Source organism: Rhodanobacter soli, from assembly GCF_040548735.1.
Lineage (GTDB): Bacteria > Pseudomonadota > Gammaproteobacteria > Xanthomonadales > Rhodanobacteraceae > Rhodanobacter > Rhodanobacter soli_A.
Map to the genome: position 1 here is coordinate 446,502 of NZ_JBEPSD010000003.1, position 24,664 is coordinate 471,165.

The 24,664-nt window shown below is 62.1% G+C and carries 15 protein-coding genes and 1 tRNA gene; 5 read left to right on the forward strand and 11 right to left on the reverse strand.

The window, feature by feature from the left end; translation table 11 throughout:
- Window positions 1-4: 4 nt before the first annotated feature.
- Entirely contained in the window at window positions 5-2,062 is a 2,058-nt protein-coding gene (locus ABIE04_RS16000; protein WP_354552436.1) for an acyltransferase family protein, read from the reverse strand.
- Between the two features lie 309 nt (window positions 2,063-2,371).
- Between ABIE04_RS16000 and ABIE04_RS16005 the strand changes: the two genes are divergently transcribed.
- Window positions 2,372-3,070, forward strand: a complete 699-nt coding sequence (locus ABIE04_RS16005; RefSeq protein WP_354552438.1) for an FkbM family methyltransferase — start codon at window positions 2,372-2,374, stop codon at window positions 3,068-3,070.
- A gap of 79 nt (window positions 3,071-3,149) precedes the next feature.
- Here ABIE04_RS16005 and ABIE04_RS16010 read toward each other — a convergent pair whose 3' ends face one another.
- Window positions 3,150-5,432: a hypothetical protein gene (locus ABIE04_RS16010; protein WP_354552440.1), complete on the reverse strand. Its 2,283-nt coding sequence runs from the start codon at window positions 5,430-5,432 to the stop codon at window positions 3,150-3,152.
- A gap of 193 nt (window positions 5,433-5,625) precedes the next feature.
- Window positions 5,626-8,661 (reverse strand): hypothetical protein, encoded by a 3,036-nt coding sequence (locus ABIE04_RS16015; RefSeq protein WP_354552443.1) that lies wholly within the window; start codon window positions 8,659-8,661, stop codon window positions 5,626-5,628.
- A gap of 417 nt (window positions 8,662-9,078) precedes the next feature.
- On the opposite strand from ABIE04_RS16015, the gene ABIE04_RS16020 reads away from it, so the two are divergent.
- Window positions 9,079-9,768, forward strand: coding sequence for a phosphatidylserine decarboxylase (locus ABIE04_RS16020; RefSeq protein WP_354552445.1), 690 nt, complete (start codon window positions 9,079-9,081; stop codon window positions 9,766-9,768).
- Window positions 9,765-9,968 carry a hypothetical protein gene (locus ABIE04_RS16025; RefSeq protein ID WP_354552447.1) on the forward strand — a complete coding sequence of 68 codons (204 nt, stop codon included), beginning with the start codon at window positions 9,765-9,767 and terminating at the stop codon, window positions 9,966-9,968. The genes ABIE04_RS16020 and ABIE04_RS16025 overlap by 4 nt, the downstream gene beginning before the upstream one ends.
- Window positions 9,969-9,995: 27 nt before the next feature.
- On the opposite strand, the gene prsT is transcribed toward ABIE04_RS16025, so the two are convergent.
- The 7 genes from prsT to ABIE04_RS16060 form a co-directional block, all read right to left on the reverse strand.
- Window positions 9,996-12,803, reverse strand: coding sequence for an XrtA/PEP-CTERM system TPR-repeat protein PrsT (gene prsT / locus ABIE04_RS16030; RefSeq protein ID WP_354552449.1), 2,808 nt, complete (start codon window positions 12,801-12,803; stop codon window positions 9,996-9,998).
- Between the two features lie 37 nt (window positions 12,804-12,840).
- Window positions 12,841-14,202 (reverse strand): PEP-CTERM-box response regulator transcription factor, encoded by a 1,362-nt coding sequence (gene prsR / locus ABIE04_RS16035; protein WP_354552454.1) that lies wholly within the window; start codon window positions 14,200-14,202, stop codon window positions 12,841-12,843.
- On the reverse strand, window positions 14,199-16,280 hold the full coding sequence (prsK, locus tag ABIE04_RS16040) for an XrtA/PEP-CTERM system histidine kinase PrsK (RefSeq protein WP_354552458.1): 2,082 nt from the start codon (window positions 16,278-16,280) through the stop codon (window positions 14,199-14,201). The genes prsR and prsK overlap by 4 nt, the downstream gene beginning before the upstream one ends.
- Before the next feature lie 67 nt (window positions 16,281-16,347).
- A complete protein-coding gene (gene wecB / locus ABIE04_RS16045) occupies window positions 16,348-17,517 on the reverse strand; it encodes a non-hydrolyzing UDP-N-acetylglucosamine 2-epimerase (RefSeq protein ID WP_354552462.1) in 1,170 nt (389 codons plus the stop codon).
- A gap of 235 nt (window positions 17,518-17,752) precedes the next feature.
- Window positions 17,753-18,637, reverse strand: coding sequence for a ThiF family adenylyltransferase (locus ABIE04_RS16050; RefSeq protein ID WP_354552466.1), 885 nt, complete (start codon window positions 18,635-18,637; stop codon window positions 17,753-17,755).
- Between the two features lie 350 nt (window positions 18,638-18,987).
- Window positions 18,988-19,803: a PEP-CTERM sorting domain-containing protein gene (locus ABIE04_RS16055; RefSeq protein WP_354552471.1), complete on the reverse strand. Its 816-nt coding sequence runs from the start codon at window positions 19,801-19,803 to the stop codon at window positions 18,988-18,990.
- Window positions 19,804-20,462: 659 nt separating this feature from the next.
- Window positions 20,463-21,518 (reverse strand): hypothetical protein, encoded by a 1,056-nt coding sequence (locus tag ABIE04_RS16060; protein ID WP_354552474.1) that lies wholly within the window; start codon window positions 21,516-21,518, stop codon window positions 20,463-20,465.
- A 486-nt stretch (window positions 21,519-22,004) separates the two neighbouring features.
- Between ABIE04_RS16060 and ABIE04_RS16065 the strand changes: the two genes are divergently transcribed.
- Together ABIE04_RS16065 and ABIE04_RS16070 are read left to right on the forward strand one after the other, a co-directional pair.
- Window positions 22,005-22,823: an N-acyl amino acid synthase FeeM domain-containing protein gene (locus ABIE04_RS16065; RefSeq protein WP_354552479.1), complete on the forward strand. Its 819-nt coding sequence runs from the start codon at window positions 22,005-22,007 to the stop codon at window positions 22,821-22,823.
- A 768-nt stretch (window positions 22,824-23,591) separates the two neighbouring features.
- Window positions 23,592-24,302 (forward strand): PEP-CTERM sorting domain-containing protein, encoded by a 711-nt coding sequence (locus tag ABIE04_RS16070; protein WP_354552483.1) that lies wholly within the window; start codon window positions 23,592-23,594, stop codon window positions 24,300-24,302.
- 203 nt (window positions 24,303-24,505) lie between these two features.
- On the opposite strand, the gene ABIE04_RS16075 is transcribed toward ABIE04_RS16070, so the two are convergent.
- Window positions 24,506-24,581: transfer RNA gene (locus tag ABIE04_RS16075), tRNA-Phe, on the reverse strand.
- Window positions 24,582-24,664 lie beyond the last annotated feature (83 nt).

A 24,664-nucleotide genomic window follows, 5' to 3' on the forward strand; every position in this document is an offset into this window, starting at 1 on the left:
CGCACTAATTACTCAAGTCGCCGTGACGCCCTATGGCGTCCATATGCGCCGCAAACGTCGGATAGACCTGCAGCGCGCCCGCTGCACTCAAGTGATCCAAGTCGTAGTAGAGAAACTCATGGTGCATTACCCACGGGCATATGTCGGCGTTGCACAGCGCGTCGCCGACCTCCAGTACCGACGCCAGCGGGTACTGCGAGGCGACTGATTTGAGTATCGAATTGGCGCCCGCTTGCTGCTGCTCATCTCCAAGTCGCGTCACCGCACTGGCGTTCAGCCGTTGGTCCGACGGGTTCACGGCAAATCGGATGGCCGCCTTGGGGACCGGGGTGAGTTGGTGGGGGTTGTCCTCCATGAGCACGACAGGGATCCCCAGTTTCTGATAGAAGCCAAGCGTTTCGCTCAACGCGGTGCGCAACGCTTGCTCGCCAGTGATCGAGTGTTGGATGTGAATGTTGCCAGTACCGAGATAACTCGCCCACGCTTCGATCAATATGATGGCTTTCGGCCGCTCTTCACTGGCGAAACGGGTTACTTTCTTGCCCAGCTCGTGACATGCATTCGAATAATCGGTGCGCACGATGACGTCCGCGAGTGGCAAGCAACTTCCGATGGATGAAAAAACGATCTTCGTGTTGGTAGCCTTGCCGTACTTGTCCAGGGTCGGGACCATGGCCCGCGCATGGCTGTCGCCATAAGCGAGCATCACCGTTTTGGAATGTATGTCGCCGACCTCGCAGTACCATTTATCGGGCAGGTACGCGTCATGGCCTTGTTTCTGCAAAAACGTCATTTTGGTCTGGGGGTTGAAGCAGTCCCGGGAGTTGGCGAGGGCATCCAGTTGCATGGATTTGACATACTGCTCGGCTCTGGCGGAAACAAAACTTGCTGGCCTGTCTGGCACTCCTGTTGCCACGTAAACAGCCAAGCCCGCCACACCCAATGTGGCAACTGCCACGGTGAGGCCAATGGTGGTGAACCCACTCCGACTCCTGCGGACCGGTCCCTCGAAGTAGCGGTAGGTCAGCCAAGCCAGCAGAATCGACACCACCACCAGCACAAGCCTGGATACGTGGCGAAACGTCGGGCTGTTGTCGCCAAAGACGATGACCACCAGTGAGAGCAGGGCCCAATGCCACAGATACAGCGGGTAACTGATCAGCCCTACCCACACCACCGGACGCCAACTCAGCAAGCGGCCGTTCAAGAACGTGTTCGGCCCCGCATTGACGATCAGCGCGGTCCCGAGCACGGGAAGCAGCGCCCAGAAGCCCGGGAATGCGCTTGTGGGCTCGATGAGCGCAAGCCCTGCAACGATGAGAATCAGCCCTCCCCAGGATTGCATGGAGCGCCAATCGGACAACCATGAGACGCCGCGCCGGTGCCCTACGGCAAGCCACGCCCCTACCATCAGTTCCCAAGTGCGGGAGACGGGGGAATAGAACGCTTGTGTGGTATGGCCGCTGAAGACCAGTGATACATTCAACGCAAAGGTCACTGCCGCGATCAGGCCAATGGACCTCAGCAGCGGCCAGCGTCGGCGGGTAACGACCCACAAAAGCAGCGGCCACGCAATGTAGAACTGCTCCTCTACCGACAAGCTCCACAGGTGCAACAGGCTTTTGTCGATCGATGCGTGATCGAAATAGCCGGCTTCATTCCATAAGACGAAGTTCTCCACATAACCGGCGCCTGCCGCAACGTACTTGCCAAGACGCTCGTATTCCGAGGAAAACAGCACCAGCCATCCAATGGCCAGGCAGGCAAACAACACAAGGATCAGCGAGGGAAAGATTCGGCGTATGCGGCGTTGGTAGAAGTCCGACAGCAGACCACGAAAGGTCGGGAACTCGTTTCCCTCGATTGCCTTGACCAGGATTCCTGTAATCAGGTAACCGCTGATGACGAAGAAGATGTCGACGCCTATGAAACCACCCGGAAAGTTCGCTGGCGAATAGTGGTAGACGACTACCGCCAATACCGCCAGCGCACGCATGCCGTCGATGTCCGGGCGATAGAACCCCTTGGGGCGCACGCGGTTGAAGATGTCTCGGATGGCCATCGACTGACCTTTGCGGAGCGAGTGTCCAATTGTAGTTGGTGCGTTCAATCAGAGGTCCTGCCCGCGCGCAGCGCTACACAACATCGAGGGTGAGAGCTGAGTTGCGCGAAGCGGACCCGATCGTGGACCAGCATCGCGGCACCAGGCAATCCAGCATCCCATCGTCAGGCTTCCAGGTTCTGGTAGAGTCGCGCTAACGCATCATCGTGTCAGCGCATCACGCGTGGCGCGCAAGCGCCAGACGTGCCGAGCAAGAGAATCGTGCGAGACGTCAAAGGTGGACCCATGGGCATCAGGCGGATATCACGCATGGTCATGGAGCGCATCATCGCGCGCTTCGGCTATGAGCTGAAGATTGTTGGCTCCCCTCCCTCCGGATACTCCAGCTTCCTCCGTCGCATGGTGGAGGCCGGGGTACGGCCGCGCACCGTGTTTGATATAGGAGTGGGAGACGGCACACCCTGGCTTTATGCGGCATTTCCCCAGGCCCATTTCGTGTTGATCGAGCCGCAAATGCAGTTCGAGCCAGCGCTGCGCGAGATCTGTGGGCGCATTGACGCCGAATATCATTTGGTAGGAGTCGGCAGCAAGGAGCAACGCCTGCCGATTTATCGCTTGTTGAGCAGTCCTACCGGATCGTCGTTCTTGCCACCGAACCCAGACACTGAACAACGGTGGGGAGCGTCGGAAAAATCTGGCGAGTTACGTATCGTCCCATTGGATAACTATCGTGAGCAGCCGGGTCCGTTTTTCGTGAAAATCGATACGGAGGGTTTTGAACTCGAGGTGCTGCGTGGCGCCGTAAAGGTACTGGAACAAACCGATGTCGTTCTCATGGAGGTCGCGATCACGAAACGGCAGGAAGGGGAGCCGGATTTGATCGAGATCGGGGCGTTCATGAAAGACAACGGTTTTCGCTTGATTGATTTTCCCGTACTTACCCAGCAGGCAAGAGGCGGTCCACTTCTTTATGTAGATGTCGCGTTCGCGCGGGCCAAGCAGTTGTGATCCGAACCGGTGGCCTGGGCATCCAGGCAAATCCCAGGTTGTGGCAAGCAGGGGCGTTGTGCAGAAGCAGTTCGATGGGTCACTGCGTCAGGGAGCGCGGCAGGATCGCGAAGTTGGGGTAGTTGTTGTAGGCGGTCGTGCCGTTGGGTTTCACGCTGCGCGACTCAAACAGACGCCACGCCTCGTGCGCGTCGGGCAAGCCACTGTCAGCCGCCGATGCCAAGCCAATCTGTAAATTCGCAGGGAAGCCCGTACTTGAATGGGGATAGCCCACCATTTTACCTGCCTGCCACGGCTGCTTCTCCAGCTTGCCGATCTCCGCGATCATCGCCGGCGAATTACAGGCCAGCCCGACCAGACTCGGAAACGTCGCCGCGTACACCGCCTCGTAGTTGGTTATCCAGTTGCCGTTGGCGTCCTTCACCACAAAGTTGTAAGCCGAAGCCTCCAGCCAGCAAAAGCCGTGGGTCGGATTGGATTGCCAACCCGTCATGATGCTGATCTCGAACTTGGCCAGCCAACTGCGGAACTCCGCCGCACCCGCAAAGCCCAGCTCCGCGGCGTGACCCGCCGACCAGGTAAGGAAGTTCTGCATCCACGGCGCCATGCCTTTCTCCCCCGTGCGCTCCTTCTGCGCGTTTACCACGGGGTAAGTGGCGCCGCTGTCCATCACCGCCAGCGGATTGGCGTTCGGGTTGTTGGTGTACTTCTGATTCCAGTCCGCCAGCGAGTTTTCGACATCGGCGTTGAACTCGGCCTTCAAGGGATGGTGATCGGGCAACAACCATGCCGCGTTCGCCATCTCACGCAGTACCCACGCCTTGCCTCGCGTCTGGGCGTGACTCTCATCGATCAGGCCTTTCGAGAGCCCACGATAAACCGGGTTTGACCAGATCTCGTTGTGTGAAGCGCCGAACGCGAGTTCGGACATGTAGTAGTAGTCGCCTGTCACCATGTACGGCACGTAGGACTCTGCCGGCTGGTGCGCGTTGTCCCACAACGTTGGGCTTCCCGTCGCGTAATACCCCGTGGTGCACCCCGTCACCACCGCGTTGTTCACGCAGTTCGGCAGCAGGTCACGCCGGTAGGCAGCAATCTTCGCCTGGTTGGCCGCGGAGCCCGTCATCGGTTGCTGCGCGACGCCTTGCGCGTAGCCCCAGGCCGCGGTCGTGATGTAAGGGTGCTTCTGGATGCTGACCGGCCAGCCGGTCGCCGCATCCCGGTAGTGAATGTCATACGCGCCCAGCGCATCGGTGTTGGCCAGCATCCAGTTGTAGGCCCGCACATCCGGGTCGACGATGTACACGCTGGTCCAGCGCGGCAGCGGACCGATCGCTGCCTGTGCGCCCGCCATGTGCATCTTCTGGGTCTGATCGCAGTGATCCAGGGGCGTGCAGGTCTGGCGCAAGCTGGCCAGAAACTTCTCGTCGGGCGTCAACGGCATGTAGCGCGACACCGCCTTGCTCGCCTGAATGTACCCGGTGTCCTGCTGCAAATAGACCTGTGGCTGGACATGGTTCCACCACAGCACCTGGTGCCAGCGCGTGTAGGCGTAATGCGTCAGTGCGGGGCTCGTGTAGCTCGCACTCCCCGACGTCAGGGTCGCCGTGTATTGCGGCTGTGCCTGTGGCGAAAACGCATCGGAATTCTCGACAATGATGTCGGTGCGCACTCGCCCGACGCTGCCTGGCATCGTTCCCGCATACGCGCGGATGGCAAAGTAGATCCGCAGATTGAGGTTGGTGGTGCCATCGGAAGCTGTCACCGGACCGTTCACCACCCACTCGCTCGCGAGCGGACCCGACAACCACACATCGCAGTGGCGATTCCATGGCTTGCATTGTTTCGCCGTGTCAGCTGCCTGCAACGCCGCACGCGCGCTGGCCGTGTAGATCTTGCCGCTGATGGGGATCGATGCCGTGGCGTCATAACCGGTCGCCAGCAGCTGCGCCACGGTAATGGGTGCTGCCGATGCGGCCGTCCCGGTCGAAAGCACCAGTGGCAACTTCGCCCCGGCCGCCAGTGCAGGCACGTTCAACGTCAGCACCGCATGGCGCAAGCTGCCATCCGGGTTGGTCGCCTTCGGGTCCACCTGCAACATGACCGGCTGGCCGCCGAGTGTGGCCGTCAGTGACGATCCGCTTGGCACGTCGCCGCTCTTGAAGACCTGGCCAAAGGTGACGGGAACGTCGGTCTGCCCCTGCTTGGCCAGGCTGTGGATGTTGTCGGTGACGACGGTAGCCGCGTGCGCCGCCGTTCCGAGCATCAGTATCCCGACCACGCATAGCGTGCTGACGGCGAAGTGGCCAAGCGCATCCAGCACGTCGTCTGAGCTGGATCGGCTGCGAAGATTCGTTGCCATCGTGCCAACCTCCGTACCGTCCAATCGTCCAGATGCAGGTGCAGTGGCGTGTCGGGGCTCGTATCGGAGCGGAGCCTGGACGCACCGCGGCTGCCGGACACACGCGGGTCGCGTCAGATGCTACACCCAGAATGTGCCAAGCCGGGGATGGTCCCCGGCTTGGCTACAGGCACACCCATTTCGTGACAGGCGGCTACTTCAGCGCGGTCCGGTAAATCATCCCGGTGGGCTTCACCCGGCAATCCGAATTCACCGCCTGCCGCCCGCCCGCACTGTCTCCCTCCCGACACGGTGGCAACGCAACTTTCACCATGGCGGGAACGGTGCGCAGCACCGTGCCACTCGAGGCGATCGTGGTGTGCGGGGCAAGTTCTGACGCCACGCCACCCGTTGCCCGCGATGGGTACGCCCGCATGGGGGCCTTGCTGGTGGCTGGTGTCGATGCGCCCGGGCTCCGGACCGGCGGGCTGAACCAATCGGCGGACAGAAACCGCGCGCAAAACAGGGCAACCCGGCTGCAGACCTCATTCACGGCACGCTCCATGAATCCAGGCTTGTCCGCGTTGGCCCTCGTCGTTGCGCCACCGAACAGGCCGAACACGGGACCGACGGATTTTGGTTGGGTATCCACGGGCTGTGACGGCGGGAACGGCGGTTCGGTTTTTGGCGGTGCCGCGATCGGTGACGGCGGCAACGTTGGCGGTGGCGTACTTGGTGGCGGCGTCGTGGCTGGTGGTGGAGTCGTGGCCGGCGGCGGCATGGTCGGCGGCGCCGTGCTTGTGCCGGCTTGGACGGACCGCGGGATGACGGCGAAGTTGGGGTAGTTGTTGTAGGAGGTGGTGCCGCTGGGTTTCACGCTGCGCGATTCAAACAGACTCCACGCTTGGTGAGCGTTGGGCACGGCACTATCGGCAGCGGCAGCCAACCCAATCTGCAGGTTGGCCGGATAGCCCGTATAGGAATACGCATAGCCGTGCATCTGGCCCGCTTGCCACGATTGGCCCTCCAGGGTTCCCATCGCGGCGACCATCGCCGGCGAATTGCAGGCCAGCCCAACCAGACTCGGAAACGTCGCCGCATATATGGCGCTGTACGACGGCAGGTAGGTCCGCCCAGTGGGTTCGGTAACCACCAACGTATAGGCCGAGGCTTCCAGCCAGCAATACCCTTGCGTGGAATTGGATTGCCAGTCGGTCATCAAGCCAATCTCGAATCTGGCCAGCCAATCACGCAGTTGCGCAGCACCCGCAAAGCCCAGCTCCGCGGCGTGACCCGCCGACCAGGTGAAGAAGTTGTGCATCCATGGCGCCATCGCGTTCCTGGTGCCGCCGTTCATGCTGTAGCTATGGCCGCTATCCACCAGGCCCAGCGGGTTGGCGCCTGGATTGTTTGCGTACTTCTGATTCCAGTCCGCCAGCGAGTTATTGACACTCGCGTTGAACTCCGCCTTCAGCGGGTAGCTATCCGGCAACAACCACGCCGCGTCGGCCATCTGGCGCAGTACCCAGGCTTTGCCGCGCACCTGGCTGTAGCTGTCATCAATCAATCCCTGCGAGTAACCACGGTAAACGGGATTCGGCGAAAGCTGGTTGCGCGAGGCGGCAAAGGCCAATTCAGACATGTAATAGTACGAACCCGTCACCATGTACGGTACGTATGCCTGCGCCGGCTGGTGCGCGTTGTCCCACAGCGTTGGGCTTCCCGTCCCGTAATACCCCGTGGTGCACCCCGTCACCACCGCGTTGTTCACGCAGTTCGGCAGCAGGTCACGCCGGTAGGCAGCAATCTTCGCCTGGTTGGCCGCGGATCCCGTCATCGGTTGCTGCGCCACGCCTTGCGCGTAGCCCCAGGCCGCGGTCGTGATGTAAGGGTGCTTCTGGATGCTGACCGGCCAGCCGGTCGCCGCATCCCGGTAGTGGATGTCATACGCACCCAGCGCATCGGTGTTGGCCAGCATCCAGTTGTAGGCCCGTACATCCGGGTCGATGATGTACACGCTGGTCCAGCGCGGCAGCGGACCGATCGCTGCCTGTGCCCCGGTCATGTGCATCTTCTGGGTCTGGTCGCAGTGATCCAGGGGCGCGCAGGTCTGGCGCAAGCCGGCCAGAAACTTCTCGTCGGGCGTCAACGGCATGTAGCGCGACACCGCCTTGCTCGCCTGAATGTACCCGGTGTCCTGCTGCAAGTAGACCTGTGGCTGGACATGGTTCCACCACAGCACCTGGTGCCAGCGCGTGTAGGCGTAATGCGTCAGCGCGGGGCTGGAGTAAACCTCGTTTCCGGAAGTCAGGGTCGCCGTGTATTGCGGCTGCGCCTGCGGCGTGTAGGCCGCGGTGTTTTCCACGATGACATCGGTTTGCACTTGGCGCACGGTGCCATGCGAGCCGCCTGCGTAGGCTCGCACCGCGAAGTAGATTCTCAAGTTCGGGTTGGTCGTGCCATCCGCCGCCGTCACGGGGCCGTTAACGATCCACTCGCTGGTCTGGGGGCCGGAAAGCCACTGATTGCATTGGGTGCCCCACGGCTTGCACGCATTCGTGTTGCTGGCCGTCTGCAACAGTGCGCGGGCATTTGCGCTGTATTTGCGGCCGCCGATGTTGAGCGATACGTTGGCGTCGTAGCTTGTCGCTAGCAATTGCGACAGGCTGACGGGCTGGTCCAGCCCGGTCACCGTTGGCGCGGGCCCTGCGGAGAGCGTCAACGCTAAGGTTGCATTACCCGGCAGCGTCGGAACCGTCGCTGTCAGCACCGCGTGGCGCAAGCTGCCGTCGGGATGGGTAGCCTTGCTGTCCACCTGCAAGGCTATCGGCTGGCCATTGAGGGTGGCGGTAACCGTCTCGCCCTGGGGTATGTCGCCAGCCTTGAAGACCTGGCCGAAGGTGACGGGAACATTGGTCTGCGCCTGCGCGACCGTGCTGATCACCTTGTCCGTCACCACGGTTCCCGCTCGTGCCGTCACCGCACCGAGCATCAACACGCAGCCTGCGCACCCACACAGCATCTTCGCAGCGGTCTTACCAAGCCAGTTTTCTTGGTTGAACCGTACGGCTTGGTCGCTTATACGCATCAGTTTGTGATCCTGCCGTCTTGTGTTGCCGCACCAGAATGTCCCGGAGCGGTCGCCTGCGTCAGGCTGCATCGACAGATGCGGCCATTGGCTGACGATCTGGTTGCTCCCGCGAAGTTGCCGATCAAGCCCGGGTGCCGCTGGCGGTTCTTTGAATGTCACGGCTCCTCCATGACCCGCCACGCCTGGCGCATAATTTGCGTTACGCCTTGAGAACCACGCAGCACGTCCGGCAGAGCCCGCTTCCCGTTCGCGAAACGCGGTCGTCAAGGTGGAAACACGGTTTTACCGTTGACAGTTAGCGGGCTGCTTCTGAATCAGCGGTGAAAATAGAGTGAAGAAATCCAGGGAGCGTGAACCAGTTCACGCAACGCGCCATTGCGTCTGATTTTTGTCCGGCGCCAGAACGAGGTAGGCCGGAGTTTGGATACCTACGCTGACTCACACCCAGCGAGCGCTCCATTGGATTTACAGTAGTTTACGGATGCGATCCACATCTGAACGGGGGTCGATCTTGAGTATTCGTTGTGTTGCACGGCTTGTCGCCAGCAGGAAGCCAGACATGATGTCCAATCCGCAATGACGATACTTATTCTGCAAATCGTGATCTTGTGCGTGGTGGCCGTGGCCATCGTGCTCTGGGCGCTTTATTTCCCGTATCCGTCGCCGCTGATACGGCGCTGGCTTCCACCGCGAAGACGCTGGCCGGAATCGCAAATCCGCACGTGGCTGGAGCAGGGGGGATTTCAGCGTGCGTTTTTGCGCCATTTTTACAGTGATCCGGAGCGTATTGCGCCTCCCGGCAACAGCATGCTGGCCCCGGCAGACGGGCTAGTGACCAGTGCGGAGGTACACGGGGGAGTGCGCTATCTGGTGATTGCGCTCAGTTTCTGGGACATGCATGTGCAGCGCAGCCCGGTGTCCGGAAGGGTGCTCAGCGTGGAATCGCACGGCGACGGCTTCATGGACGGAGAGGGAAGGGAGTTTGCTTTTCTCCGTGAGAAATCCTGTCCGGTACAAAAGCGCCTGGTGATTGCGACCGATGCCGGACAAGTCGCGGTGCGCTTGATTACCAGCCTGGCGGCGCGGCGTATCGAGACTTGGGTCCGGGAGGGCGAGCAGATCGAGCGCGGCCAGCGGATCGGCCGGATCTTGCTGGGGAGCACCGTGGTGCTCGAGCTGCCGCCCGCCGTGAAACTGCTGGTGCGCACGGGCGATCGTGTCTGGGCCGGCGAAACTGCCGTTGCAGAAGGCGTGACCTCCCCATGAATGACTTCTTGTGGTCGTCCGGTCATCTGGGTTGGGGCTTTTTTGCGCTTGCCGTCTTCACCGGCCTGTGGTGGTTGCTGAGCGATCTGTGTTGGCGTCTGCAAAGCATCCGGATCGGTCGGCTCATGGTTGCGCTCATCACCGGTTGGGCCATCGGAGTTGGACTGGTTCTTCTGGGCTTTCTTATTGGAAATCGGTAAGAGCGCGAAACCGCCGATGGCTTCCGCCTACTTGGCGGCTACGCCGGTCAACTCGCGATACAGCTTTTCCGCGGCTGGCTTGCCCTGAAAATCGGCGCCGGATTTTTGCAGTGCGGCGAGCGTGCTTCGCGCGCCGGCATGGTCGCCGGTGCGCGCCTGGGCCACGGCCAGGTGATATTGAATCGCCGATGCCTTGGGTGCCGCCTTGGCTGCCTGCAGCAGGATCGGCAGCGCGGTCTTGGGCTGGTTGTGCGCGATCAGCGCCCAGGCATAGGTGTCCGCAATGCCCGGCGATCCAGACGCCAGTTTGTACGCCCGCTCCGCCAGTGCCAGCGCCTTGGGATTGTTTTGCTCCGTGTAAATCCAGGCGAGGTTGTTGAGTGCGTCGATATTGGACGGATACGTCTTCAACACCTGCTCGTACTCTCCGGCAGCCAGCGCGTTCTGCGTGTGGTTCAGGTAGTAGTCGGCCAGCAGCAGGCGGGTGGCGGCGTCGTCCGGATGTTTGGCCAACCAGTCGCGCAGTACGCCTTCCGGCGCGTTGACCCCGCTTTCGCTCAGCGCCAGGAAGCTCTTGACCACCAGCGGCCGCTCGTACTGGAGCTTCAGTCCCTGCTGGTAGGCTTGGGCGGCCTCGCGATAAGACTTGTTCGCCATGTACAGGTCGCCTTCCAGCGAGAGGCCCGCTGCCTGGGTGGCGGGTTGTTTCTGCAGCATTTGCGCGAGGGCAATGGCACCTGCCAGATCGTGGTCCTGCGACTTCAGGAATGCCCGCATCACCACGGCCGTCACTTGACCCGGATCGGTCTTGATCACCGCATCGAGATTGCCTTCGGCAGCCTTCGTATCCTTGCCGAGGATCTGCGCGCGCGCCAGATTGGTGCGGTACAAGGGCACCTGTGGCGCCAGGTTCACGGCTTGCTGCAGCGGTTTCAACGCTTCGCCGTGACGGCCGGCATTGAGTTCCGCCGACCCCAGGGCATTGAGCGCCGCCGGGTTGTCGGGGTTGGCAGCCACCAGCTGTTTGGCCGTGCTCACGGCTTCGTCGAATTTGCCGCTTTCGCTGTACAGCACCACCAATGCGATATACGCGGTGGTGGACTTCGGCGCCGCGTCGATGGCCTGCCTGAATCGCTTGGCGGCTTCCGCCTTGTCACCCTGCAGCACAGCGAGTTGACCGAGCGCGGTCAGCGCCGCCGTGTTACGCGGGTCCTTCTTCAATACCATTGCGTAGCGGTTGGCGGCAGCTTCGTGGTGGCCTTCCAGTGAATCCAGGCTGCCCAGGCTCAGGAGCGCGGCAAGATTCTCCGGGTCCAGCTTCAAGGCCTCGGAATATTGGGCGCGTGCTTCGGCGTGCTGGCCGGCCGCGACCAGCGCGGTTCCGTACAGCAGGTGCGCGTCGCTGTTGCGCGGATTGCTGGACGCATATGCGGCCGCCACCTTGACTGCCTCGGCCGGGCGCTGCTCGCGTACGTAGGTCATGACCAGCAGGCTGTTGCGGCGCGCCTCGGTGGAGGCATTGCCCGCGGGAACCTCCTGCAGCAGGCGGATCGCTTCCACTTCATTTCCGCCGGCGAGAGCGTTGCCGGCGCGTGCAAACTGGGCGTCAGACGGATGGCTTGCACTGGTTGCGGCGGCTACCGTCCCTGGTGAACCGGCACCCGCGGTGGCGGCTCTCTCCAACAGCGCCAGCAACTCGGTGTCGGACGGTGTGCCCGGCGCGACCGGCCGAAGTGTATCCAACGCCTGGCGCGAGCGTCCTTCGCGGTAGAGCGTGAGCGCCAGCAACTTGCGGGCATCGACATTTTTCTGATCCATGCCCATGGCGTTGCTGAGGTACATTTCCGCTTGGCCGTAGTTGCCCTGCGCGTAGTTGACTGCACCCATGAGCAGTTGCGCCCGGGCGTTATCCGGTGACACCTGGAGCACCTGCTGAAGCTCGGAAACCGCAGCGTCCAGATGTCCCTGCCTGTACAGCACCACGGCGTGCAGATAGTGCAGATACGGTTGCTGCGGCGACATTTTTTCCAGCGTCTGGATGTTGGCCAGCGCCTTGTCGAACTGGTTTTGCTGCGCCTGTGCGTTGGCCAGCCGGGTCAATGCGTAGAAGCGCTCTTGCGGCAACCAGTCAGGGTTCTTGAAGCCCATCACCTTCTGGTAATCCGCTTCGGCGCCGGCGAAATCGCCGCTGTCGAACGCCAGATCACCCTTCGCGACCCAGGCCTGCGGATTGTCCGGCGCGGCGGCCAATGCCTGTTGCACGTACTTGCCGGCGGAGTCCGGGTCGTTGCCGATGGCCGCCAACTGGGCCAGTCCCACCAACGCGCCAGGGTTCTTCGGGTCCGCTGGCAGCACGGCCGTGTACGCTTGCCGGGCCTGGTCGAACTGCCTGAGCCCACGATAGGCGTCGCCTCGCAGCACAGCTACACGTGTTTTGACCGTGGACTCGTAGGGCTTGTCGGGAGTCAGGGTTGCAAGCAACTTGTCGTATTGCTGTGTCGCCAGCAGCGCCCGTCCCATGGGTACCGCCCAACGTTCTGCCGGCACCCCGTTCGCCCCGGCGTTTTGCAGCTCGCTCAGGGCGTCCTTTGGATTGCCGAGCATCAGCGACGCTTGCCCGAGCAGCAGCCAGGCCTCGCCGTTCTTGCTGTCGCGTTGCAGGACCTTCTTGGCCTCGATGTAGGCCGCGCGATACTCTCCGTTGGCCTGGTGTTTGATGCCGGCATCGACGCTGCCATGTCCACTGGTGAGGCCGCAGCCGCTCAGCGACAAGGTGGCGCACAGCAACGCCAAGCCGTAACGAACGATCCGCGTGTTCAGCTCGATCAGGCGCATATTTTTACCCTCAGTTCGCCACGCGCCACGCGCGGGGTCAATCTGCATCGGTAGGCTTTTTCAAGCCATGCTTGTCCAGAAGATCATAGAGCGTCGGGCGGCTGATCCCGAGCAAGCCAGCGACATGCGAGAGATTGCCACCGGCCTGGGTCAGGGCTCGCTGGATCGCGCGTTTTTCAGCGTCGTTTCGTACCTTGCGCAAGTCCAGAATATCATTGCCGGCCGCACCCAGGTGCAACTCCTTCAGCTCGATCTGCTTCCCGTCCGCCATGATGACTGCGCTGTTGACGGCGTTCTCCAGCTCGCGCACGTTGCCGCGCCACGGGCACGCCTCGATTGCCTTGAGCGCCTTGGCGGTAAAACCGTGGACTGCGCGGCCGTGGCGACTGGCCGCCTGCTCGAGAAAATGCCGTGCCAGGGGCGCTATGTCACCGGCACGTTCACGCAGCGGCGGAAGCCGGATGGTCACTTCGCTGATGCGGTAAAACAAATCCTCGCGGAAGCGCCCCGCACTGATCAGTGCGGGCAGGTCCTGATGCGTCGCGCAGATGATGCGCACATCCACCGGAATCAGTTCGCGTCCACCAATGCGCTCGACCACCCGCTCTTCGAAAAACCGCAGCAGCTTGGCCTGTAGCGCAAACGGCATGTCGCCAATCTCGTCAAGCAGCAGGGTGCCGTTGACCGCCAGTTCGATCTTGCCCTTGGTCTGCTTGTGCGCACCGGTGTAGGCGCCTTTCTCATGGCCAAACAGCTCGGCTTCCAGCAGGGTTTCAGGAATGGCTGCGCAGTTGATTGCCACGAATGGCCCGTCGCGCCGCGTACTCAGGCGGTGCACCGCGCGCGCGAACACCTCCTTGCCGGTGCCGGTTTCGCCGAGCAGCAGGACGGTGGCGCTGGAAGGACTGACCTTCTCTATCAGCCGGTAGGCATCGAGCATGGGTTCACTGCTGCCAACGATGCCTTCGAGCACCGTGGTCGGCTGGCTTCTGAGCTTGCGGTTCTCGGCCTCCAGTTCGTGCACCCGGAATGCGCGATCCACGATCAGGCGCAAGACTTCCAGCTCCAGTGGCTTGGAGCAGAAATCGTAGGCGCCGCAGCCGATGGACTTGACCGCGTTGTCACGATCGCCGTTGCCGGTGACCACGACGATCTTGGTGTGCGGTGCGTCCTGCAGGATTTCCGCGAGCGTGGCGAAGCCCTCGGAGGTGCCGGTGGCGTCCGGGGGCAAGCCCAGATCCTGCAGCACCACCGCTGGCTCATGGCGGTGCAGCAGGGCGAGCGCGGTCGGCCGATCACCGGCCATGACCACGTCGTAATCCTCGAAGCTCCAGCGCAGCTGGCGCTGCAGGCCGACATCGTCCTCGACGATCAACAGGCAGCGCTGCTTCTGGCTCATGGCGCGGCCTGCGGCTTGTCAGCCACTAGGGCAACCTCGGCGGACTCGGCCAGCGGCAACTGAATCGTGAATACGCTGCCTTGGCCCGGGGTGCTGTTCACACGCATCGTTCCGCCCAACGAATGCACATACGCGCGAGCCTGATAGGCGCCGATGCCCATGCCCTTGCTTGCCTTGGTGGTGAAAAATGGCTTGAACAGCCGATTGCGGATGAAATCCTCATCCATGCCAGCTCCATCATCCTCGATTTCAATGGTGGCGTGCCCGGATTCGTGCTTGACTCTCAGCATGACATGACCATGGGCCTGCGCTGCATCCTGGGCGTTGCGGATCACGTGCCCGAGCACCGTGGCCAGCTGTTCGGTATCAGTCTGCACCCACAGGTCGTCCGTGACCGGCAGGTACTCCGGCCGCGGCGACTGCGCGCGGCACTCGTCGAGCGCCTTGTCGAGCACCGCCGCCAGTGACACGCGACCGTGTTTGGCCGGTGCCACATCGCCGCGCAACTGCTCGAGCAGGCGCGAGATGCGCTGCACTGAATTTGCCACGGTCGCGAGCATGTCGTCCACGAACGCCGGGTTGTGCTTGTGGCGTTCGGCGTTCTGCAGCAGCAACGATTGCTGGGCTGCGAGGTTCTTGAGGTCGTGCATCAGGAACGCGGTGAGCCGGTTGAAGCCTTCAAACTGGCGCGCCTCGGCCAGGCGCCGGGCATCGGCCGCCTGCGCCATGATGCCGGCCACCTGACTACCGGCTGCCCGGAGCAGATCAATGTCCTCCCAATCGAACGCGCGGCGCGCGCGTGCTTGCGCCAGCACCACGAAACCGACGAGCCGGTTTTCCAGCACCAGAGGCACCAGCAGCCACGCGCGCGGAAGGTCAGTCAATTCGGCTGGCGCCCGCAGTTGTTCGTCACCCAGCGGTGGCGGTTCGCTCAAGTCATAAATCCACCGGCGCGTTCGCATGAGCCCGAACACCGGCATGTCGGCCGGAAGCTTCAGGCCGGCTGGCGTGGGCATGTTCCAACGTGCTTCCGGCACGAATTCATCGGCTTCGCCGTGCATGAACAGCACGCCGGCCGGGCTGTCCATGATCTGCGCGATCGCGCGTACCGCGCGCTGCGGCAACTCCGTGTCGCTGGCAGACAGCGTAGCGGTCAGCCGCAGCCATTCCTCACGATAGTCGTGGCGGAAACTGAAGAAGTTCTTGTGCAGAAATACCCGCAGGCGCGAGCGCGCCTGACCGGAGAACGCGATCAGCAGCACCAGCAGCAGCGCGAAGCAGACGAGCGTGATTTCCGCCACCCGGCCCCAGTCGCCTCCGTACAGGCGCACGTAATAGCCACCGAGCGCCGTGGCGATGATGTAAAGCGCGACCACCAGCAGGCTCGTCGAATAGAACACCGCGCGCCGCGACACACCCACGTCCAGCGACCACTGCGGGTTGCGCGCCGCCGCCACCAGCAACAGCGGCACCAACAAGGCATCGATGAAGCCGCGCGCCGCCCACGCGCTGACGTTGAACTGCCGGTAGAGCACCGCGTAGGAATACAGAAAGATGTCGTAGGCGAACAGCAGGCCAAGCGCAATCACCAGAAACTTGAGCGCCCAGCGTTGTTCCAGTTTCACGTTGCGGTAGATCTGTTCGAGAAACACCACGCCAGTAAGGGCGAGCAGCAGCATGCCGATCAGCGGTACGCTGGCGCTGAACGGCAACCCGATCGCGTGCGGGAAACCCGTCACCGGCCCCAGGCAGTAGAGCGCGAGCAAGACCCAGAGTGCATGCGCGACAACGTGCAAGCCGCGCAGCAGGCCGGACATCGGCCAAGCGCTGAACAGGGCGCTCACGAAAACGATCCAGGCGCCGTAGCGCAGAACCTCGGCCAGCAGCACCCAGTTGACCGCCACCGCACGCTGCCACTCGGTGTAAGCCAGAAACACGCCCCACAGGACCGAGACCATCGTGGCCAGGATCAGCAAGGCACCCGTGCGCTGACCGCGCCAGCTGACGCCCAGCAGCGCCGTACCGGCAAGGAACGCGGCGGCGGCGGTCAAGTAACTGGCGATGATGATGACGTGCATATCTGGACGACCCCTGGCGCGCCGCGCGGTTGTCTGCGCTCAACCGGACATATGCCCGTTCCCGGGTTCAGGCATTGCCCAGCGTACGCCGGTTGGCGGCTACGGGAACGGCCGTTGCTTCGGCAACGCGAGGCGGTACGCCCAGCAGGCGACGGCGAATGTCGGCCGCCACGCGCGCCGCGGTATGTCCGTCCCAAAGTTGGGGCTTGCGACCACGCGGCCAGCGACCGGCGAGAATCTCGTCCAGCGCTGGCAGCAGCTCGGCGGCAGTCACCAACCGGTTGGTGCCTTCCGTGATCGTGATTGGCCGCTCGGTCGTGGTGCGCAATGTCAGACAGGGTATGCCGAGATAGGTGGTCTCCTCCTGGATACCACCCGAGTCCGTGATGGTCAGGTGCGCACCGCACACCAGGCTCATGAAGTCCACGTAACCGAGGGGCTCGATCACTTGCAGGTTGGGCGCGTTGGCGAGTTTCGACCACAGGCCGAAGGCTTCCAGGTTTTTGCGGGTGCGTGGGTGCACCGGAAACACCAGCGGCAATCTGACCGCCATGCGGATCAGTTGATTGACCAGCGCCGTGAGCGGCGCGGCTGCGTCCACGTTGGAGGGACGGTGCAGGGTCACCACCGCGTATGCGCGATTCTCCAGCCCGAGCCGGCGCCGCTCGCCAGCGGCATCGATGCGCTCGCGCATGAGTTCGTAGGAATCGATCATGATGTTGCCGACGCGGGTGATCTTTTCCGGCGGCACGCCTTCGGCGGCGAGGTGCTCGTCCGCGTCCGGCGACGGCGTCCACAGGATGTCCGCCAGCGTGTCGGTCACCAGCCGGTTGATTTCCTCGGGCATCCGGCGGTCGCCGCTGCGCAACCCGGCCTCCAGGTGCGCGACGGGAATATGCAGCTTCGTGCTGACCAGAGCGCAGGCCACCGTCGAATTGACATCCCCGACCACCACGACCAGATCCGGTCGATCCGCAGCGCAGGCCTCTTCGTAGGCGAGCATCACGTTGGCGGTTTGTTTCGCGTGGCTGCCGCTGCCCACGCCCAGGTGCAGATCCGGCGGCGGCAACTTCAGGTCACGAAAAAAAGCCTCCGACATGTTCTCGTCGTAATGCTGGCCGGTGTGCACCAGGCGCAAGCGGCACCACGACTGCTCGTGCAGCGCATGGAACAGCGGCGCGACCTTCATGAAGTTGGGCCGCGCCGCCGCGATCAAATCAATCCTGAGCCGCTGCATGACGAGACACCCCTCGGTTTCCAAGGTGGGCTGAGTGTAGCAAGACGTTGCCTGCATATTCCGGCGTGGTCCCGCGAGAGTCTTGCGCCGTCATTGCAGGATTCCGCCGGCTTCACGACATCCACGCCGCTGCTGACGCACCGGGCAAAACCGGCATGCTTTTGAAAAAAGGTGATCCGCCAGTTGGCGAGTCATCGGATTCTCTTTCTTCGCCCACTTGGTCTGTGCGTATGGTTTAGTGGCGCATGAAACGGCGGCGCGCCACGGCCAGAAGCAGTCGTTGCAGCGGATTGTTGTTGCCCCCCGGCCGCCACGTGCGTGCGAGCTTGTTGCGGTAGGCGTCGAAGTGCAGGCCATGAGGCGCCGCAAGCACCTCGCCCCTGCCAAGCAGGATCTTCAGCGCCTGGGTACCGGCTATCCCGGCGCAGATTTCACATGCCATGGGCGTCGATGGTCCCCGGTGGTTGACCAGGTCCACCGCAGACGGGTCGACCAGATAGCCTTGATGCAGCACGGCAGGCGCCAAGCCCACCATGAAGCGCAGCAGCTGCTCGTCGGTCGTTTTGCCTTCCAGCCGGAAATACTCTTCGAATGTCATCTGACCCGGCAGGAACGCCAGCACCGCAGCACCCATGCCCAACGGCGCCGCGGTAACCGCCGGAATGCCATGCTCGGCACACAGGGCAAACAGCTTGGCACGGATATCGAGTACGAAAAAATCCAGCCCATCGACATACAGATCCACCCCGGACAGGAACTGCTCCATGTTGTCGACGGTGACGCCGAGGGGGAACTTGTTGATGTCCAGATCCGGGTTGATATCCCGCGCCATCCGGGACACGACGTCGACCTTGGGCTGGCCAATGGTCGACTGGAACGCTCCGGCCTGCCGGTTGAGATTTTCCGTGCCGAAACGGTCGAGATCCGCGAGGTTGAACGACTGGATGCCGAGTCGGGTCAGGGTCAACAGATGGCTGCCGCCGACACCGCCGAGTCCGGCGATCGCCACGCGCTTGGAACGAAGCTTCGCCTGCTCGGTCGCGGTTATCCAGCCGATCGTCCGGCTGAATGCCGTTGCGTAGTCGAACGGCTTAGTCGTGTCCGGTGCATCAGACATCATGAGACATCTGCCCTTGGCGTGATTGTGTAAAGCATGATTGCGTAAAGCCATTGCCAAGCCGGTACGGTAATATCGGGTAATACCGACTTGCTTGGAAGCATTGCCGGGCGCTGGGGCCGCGGCGTTGGTTGGACAAGGAATGACCGAGCCGGGAGATGGTGCCGGACAGGTGGTCTCGGACCACTCCACTCCATGGCGTGGGTTTTGCGGCTCCACCATGGCGGTCGCCACTTGAAGGACAACACCCGCTACGCGGCCAGCCAACCGGTTCAACAAGCGTACGGACAATGGCACCGCTTCGCGAGAAGCGGCGCCATTAATCGTCAAACCGCATGCGTGAGGTGCGTGCTCTATGCGCGCCCATCAGTCTCTTTGCGGCGCCGCCCGACAAGCAAGCCCAGGAAGGCCAAGCCAAGACCCAACAGACCCATCTCACTCGGCTCGGGTACGGGTACTGTCGACCTGCCGATCAAACTACCGTTGCCCTCGATCGGATAGTGGCAAACACTGGTCGGGTCGGGGGAAATTGACGCACAGAAGTTAGCTGGGAAGAACTGGAACGACGAGGCAAGCGAAAAATCCGCGAATCCACCGATGCCGTCAGAAATGGTGTTGGTGTTGACATAGAAGTTCGCCGGACCTCCCGATGCATCCACCAAGCCGAATCCGCCCGAGCCAGCCGTGGGGTTGCTGATGGTCCCGTTGACTGTGGCGTAAAGCTGCCCGAGGGGATCCGCAAAGCCCGTGCGTGGAGCGGTATGGCCCGTCAAGGTGAGCCACGGCGTACCGCCGACCGAGGTGGGGTTGCCAAAGTCGAAGCTCCCAGCAGCTTGCGTGTAAAACTGGAAGCTTCCCAAGTTGAAGGCGACTTGGTTGCCGATGATGCTGTGCACCGTGTAGGTGAAGGTGAACGTGAGATCGCAACCCGTGCAAAAGCTGTTGCTGCCGTTGATCGAGCCGATCTGGCCGTAACCCGTCAGTATGTCGCCGACGGCCGCAACCGAGGTTTCGCGAAGGTTGAGCGACTGAATGGTCAGGTCGAACGGACTGCTGCTGTCCCAGTGGACGCCGTTCACGTTGATGGGCGTCGCCAGCGTCGACCCACTCCACGCACCCAGCGCCAGCGCGCATGCGAGTGCGACTCCAATGCTTTTCTTCTTCAACATGATTTTCTCCTCCACCGAGAACCAACCTGGACAGCCGCAACGGCAGTGGCGCCCGATTGACATTTGCCCTGCAGGTTTCTTAGAAGCAACAGGTGTGCCATGGATATAACATGCTGTTTTTATTGAGTTGTTTATTAAAATCTGCCGGATTCACTCAATATTTGTAAGACATTCCGGCGCTATGCCGCGCCAGCCATGGTGAAAGGCCGCGTGTGCTTCAACCAGATGCCAGATGCCTCCGCCATCGTATCGCCGGCGTCTGTCTCGCCGGCGTGGCTTTAACCTGTTGAATAAAAACATGTTTAAGTAGCAAGCTGTTCCTTGGCCGCCGACAGCCGAACCAGTTTCGCGGCTATTCCGCCAAGTGTCCGCACAACTCCGGGCATGGCTGTAACGTTTTGTTTGAGAAGAAATTTATCCGGAAGTACCGACGGCAAGCCGTGTTTGTAAAGGATTTCGACACGGGGTGGGAATCACATGTTCTTCGCCCTCGCGGCGTGAAATCGCGGGGACAACGTGAAGACGCGGCCGACGTGTTTCTGTTTCGACGCTCCATCGCCGGGTGCCTGCGGCGGCAGGCCGCAGCGGAAGGGCGAAGAACAAGGTCGCGCAGTGCCTGAAGGCCATCGCGCACAAACTGAAGATCGCGCCTGGTCCAGCTATTGGAGAGCGCCGAAACTTGCGAGCGCTCGTCGCCCACTGCGATCGCGTGGTGCGGACCGCGCATAACCAAGCCGTAAGAACACGAGCCCGTGCCCCGGTGCGCACACGTCGTGGAGGGCCGAGCCCAGACGCGAGAGAGGCTGCTGAAAGGCTGGCTCGACGGCTACGAACCCCAGACTGAGAACTCCCGCCGCCGCATACGGCTGGACCGACAGCCCGTCGAGGGTGGCCTGAAGCCACACGCGCTGCAAAGCACGGCCACCGGCGAGTACATCGGACCGTGCTGTGGACGGAATGACGAGCAGACAGAGCCCCGGGGACAGCCGAATGGGCAGCCAGGCGGAGCGCCACCCCAGCATCGATGCCGCGCCCAGCCGGTTGAGCATGGCCATCACCGCGGGACGACGCAGCGCCTGAAAGACCGGGCGCAACGGTGGCTCCACGGCCAGCGTCGCCGGGGCCAGGCCTTCCTCGCAGGCGGTGTGCCAGCCAGCGGCGAAACGGATGCTCGAAAACAGTTCCGCATGCAGCGTCGGGCTCCTGAAACGCATTGTCTCGGCCTGCCTGATGACGCTTAGTGCGGCTTTTCTCTCACGTGGTGTCTGCGGCCAATAAAGCCGCTGCCCGGGAATCAGCCGGGCTTGGGCATTCAGGCGCGCCTGCGTATCGGTGGTGATCGAGCCGCCCCAGGGGAAGCGGCGGTCGGTGTGACGCTGCTCGATCGCACCAGCCAGCGGCTCGGATTGGTCGCTCTCGGTATCAAGGCGCCAACGGATGCGGGCGGCCCACAGTTCGTCGTCGGGGCGCGGAAAAGTCTGCACGTCCGCCGCATAACCGAGCGAGCGAGCGTGGATGATCATGTTTTCCAGGCACGCGCCGGCGGCCAGGTCGCTCAGGACATATCGGGTATCGGATACGCGACCGCTACGATCCGCATCGATGCGAAGGTCCAGGTCGTCGCCGCTCCAGGCAAACCGCCATGGCTGCGAATTATCCGCCGAGGGCGCAGCGATGCCCGCGCACAGAATGGCTGCTTTGGTATGCCGGTCCACGGTCCGCGTCCGCCTCTGGATTGGAGCTGATTCCACCCGGTTGCGCTTACCTGCGTGCCCGGCAAATCGGCTCGCCCATGCCATCACTGCACTATACGCGGGGATAGGTGGCTGCAGCGAAACGCGTCCTGTCAAGAACCGAAGTCAGGGGGCGAGACCTGCAGGTGGCGGTTGTCTGCCGCCTGCCATGACCACGATGTGCGCTGTCCTGCGTACAAATGTTTGGTTGTCGGCGTGCGACTCGAAACGGAACACGGTCACGGAGATTTCTGAACGTTTCATGCGTATGGCGACGCTGCTCACATAATCACGGCGCCCAGCGTTGTAACATCGCGTGGAGCGCGCGCGTCGCGCGTTGCGTGATGAAACATCACATTGCAGCATCGACAAACCCGTTTTGGCAGACGTGGCAAAGACGGGCCAACCCCATGTGGTCAGGAGGACAGCATGCCTTGAAGCAATTTGTCCTTGATCGGCGGTTGAAGCATGAATTTAATCAAATCGGAAGTGCCTGAGACAGTTATCGACATCACGGCGCGTCTCGGCCGTTCGACGGTGCGCGACAACGAACCGCCCTGTTTCTGCGCGACCAGTCTTGAACAGGTGGAATCGGCCTGGCGGTTGGTATACGAGCGCTACTCACAAACGGGGCTGATTGACGAAAACCCGTTTGGCATGCATGCCGTTCCTTCAGCCGTAGGACAACATGCCTGCGTGATATGGGGGCCGGAAGGACCGGAAGTCGGCTATACGATGACGCTGTTCCGCGACAACCCCATGGGGCTCGCGCTGGATAGCGTATATGGGGGACATCTGGATGAACTGCGACGCAAGGGGCGCCGGCTGCTTGAGGTGGGGATGCTGGCGGATCGTCGCCAGTGCGCGTCACGTGGCATCAGGGCCTTGTTCGGCATGATGCGCTGGGCCATACACTACGGATTGCACGCCGGTTTGACCGATATCGTTATCGGTGTGCATCCGCGGCATGTCCAGTTCTACGTACGTTGTTACGGCTTCGAGCAATTTGCGCCGCCGACAAGCTACCCCATGGTGCGAAACAATCCGGTGGTCCCCTTGCGTCTTCGTCTGCTCGACGGACTGGCGAAAGACGAGTTGCCACGAGGGCTCGCTGATGCGCGCGACAACCCGCTACCCGGCAGTAAATTCTCGCATCGCTTCGCGTTTGAGCCCGTGCAACTGCGCGGTTCGCTGATAGCGGACTTTTTGAAAGCCCACCATGGTATTGATCCGTCCCGAATGGCCGGCTCCGGCCTGGCCGGCCGCAGTATCGCCTGGTCAGCCTAGGCTTTGTGACAGGCTTTACCGGGTCAAACGTCCTTCCGGCGCGTCAGCGAGCTATCGCCGAATCTTGGTGTACGGGGTGAGTTGAGGAAGGCGGCGTACCGGGCGGGAATGGGCTTGCTCGAAGAGCTCGACCAACCGCGGAGCACGCCGCGGATTCAATCATGACGTGCATCATGTTGAAGGGGACATCGAAAACGTGTTGTGGCGCGCGGTAGCCCTATCGTTTTCGCGGTCGTCGGTACTGCTTATGCCACCCGTTGGTGCTTTCGCTGGCCCCGTGCGACTAACACGAGGGCGCAGGGAGTGGGGGCTACAGGCACGTATGACGGTGGCCGCCTCGCCGTTGGGCACCGCGCATCCGCAGCAGGCCGGACTCGCGATCGACCAGGGTGACGCCCCGCCTGCCGACCACCCTTGATCGCGATATCGACACCTTGCTGGCGTGCAGCCGGCTCGCGCCCTTCGCCCGCCCAGCTGGACGCGATTTTTGGCGACAGCGCGGGTCAACCAAACCGTCCGCCCGTCAGCCCTGGCGGCGGGCTCGCCGGGACTGCGTCGCCGGTGGCAGAGCTGTCGGAAATTTTTACAAAATTGAACTATTCATTGATTGGGAACAGTCAAAGTCATAATTAAATCAACAACTTATAAGCTTGGCTCGAAATGTGCTTTGAAACTGCGGAGTTGGTAGCGATGAAATACCAATGAGTTCGAAAGGTCCCGGGCTGCCTGGCGACGGATGGCGACAAGTCTCAATGGAGGTCAAACACCGTGAAAAGAATCCTGATTCTGACGGGTATTGCTCTGGCCGCACTGACCGTGCTGCCCTTGCGGGTCGCCGCGACCCCCATCTCGACCAGTATCGATCTGAACACCGTTTTTTCCGGCAGCACGCCGGATGGCAGTGCACCCTGGCTCACCGCTGAGTTCACGTCCTCCGTGGGTTCGAACTCGGGAACGCTGGTGCTGTCCTTCCATACGACCGGGTCGGATTTTATACAGGGGATGAGTAGTAAGAAATCCGTCGTCGGCTGGGCCTTTTATCTCGATCAGGCGCTCTCTTCCTCCGGGATCACATGCACCGCGGGTACTTGCGCGGGCAACGGCGCGTCATACAACGCGAGCGGTTTCAATGCGGGTCCGGTGCCGGGTATGTTCAACCTTGCTTTCGGCTGGTCGCCCGGCAGCCGGTTCACGGCCGGCGATTCAGCGACCTATGATCTGACGTTCTTGAACCCGCTGACGGGTAATCCGTTTGTGGAGAACGACAGCAAATGGTCATCGGTGGCGCACATCCAGGGCATTGGCAATAAGGGTGACTGCAGCGGCTGGATCGTGTCGGGGGATGGAACCGTTGCCGGGGGCAGCGGGCCCTGCGGCGACCCGCCCGTGACGGTGCCGGAGCCTGGCAAGCTGGGCATGTTCGGCCTCGGTCTGCTGTTTACCGGACTGTTCCTGGGTTTGCGCCGGCGCTACAACTGAGGGCTCTCGCAGGCTTGGGTTTTCAAAAACAATCTCCTTTGCGGGATTGTTTTTGGAGCCGTCCTGGACAGCCGGATCTGTCGAAGATGGCCCCGCGGCCGTACTTGTTCTTGCTGCGCCGTCAGGCCTGCGCAGATACGTGCAGATCCGGTGCAACCCACGAAAAAGCCCACTTGAGAAAGTGGGCTTTTCGTTGCTGTACATGGTGGCCGGGGACGGAATCGAACCGCCGACACGGGGATTTTCAATCCCCTGCTCTACCAACTGAGCTACCCGGCCGGGAACCTGGCAATCAGGGACGACCGCGAGGGGTTGTCGATGTTGCGTGGAGCCGCGCATTAGACCGAATGCACGGCGTTTCG